This is a genomic window from Streptomyces sp. MS191 (assembly GCF_008042125.1).
Lineage (GTDB): Bacteria > Actinomycetota > Actinomycetes > Streptomycetales > Streptomycetaceae > Streptomyces.
The window spans coordinates 1-707 of sequence record NZ_RDBI01000188.1 but is presented as its reverse complement, the minus strand read 5'-3'; the positions used below and the strand labels follow the sequence as shown (position 1 = coordinate 707).

Below are 707 nucleotides of genomic sequence, written 5' to 3'. Positions count from 1 at the left end.
CGTGAGGCCCTCCCGACCCCGGCGTCCCGACTTGCCGAACTCGTGCCGAGTTGGGGCGGAATCCCTTGTTTCGCTTCTTGGTGACCGTGAGGATCGGCCTCGTGACCGTCACGGGAGCAGCTCGACTCACCGGGGCCGCCCTCGCCGGGGCGCTCGCACTCGTCACCGCCGGCTGGATCCTGCGCGACCTCGTCCTCGCCGACGGGTCGGCCGCCGAGCTCCTCCGGTACTGGGCCGGCGACCACCGCCTCGCGGTCCGGGAGCGCTTCGCCACCTTCGGACTCGACCCCGTCCTGTTCCTCGTCTACGCCGTCACCACCGTCGCCGCCCTGCGCTCCCCGGCCGCCGCCTCCGCCCTCGCCGCCGCCGGCGCGGTGACCGTCGGCGTACGGCTGCCGGGACTGTGGGCGACCACGGGCGCCGCCGCCCTGGTGACCACGCTCCTCGTACTCGGACTGGCCACCGCGCTCCTGGCCACCGCCGCCCTCGGCCGCCGGCCGGTCCGCTCCGTGTACGAAGCCGCCCCGGCCCGCCGACACGTTCTTGAGCTGCGAGGCCGGGACGTCGTCGACGAGGTCGAGGTTGCCGGCGGTCAGGTCGGTGTAGGCGGTGTTGTTGTCGGTGTAGACCTTGAGGGTCACGCCGCCGTTCTGCGCCTTGTCGTCGCCGGGGTAGGCGTCCCACTTCGTCAGGCTCATCTGCGAGCC

At 73.4% G+C, this 707-nt stretch carries 1 pseudogene; it reads right to left on the bottom strand.

The features are described from left to right. Positions 1 to 521 precede the first annotated feature (521 nt). Positions 522 to 707 (bottom strand): annotated as a pseudogene (locus EAO71_RS39525) (ABC transporter substrate-binding protein); the annotation flags it as partial.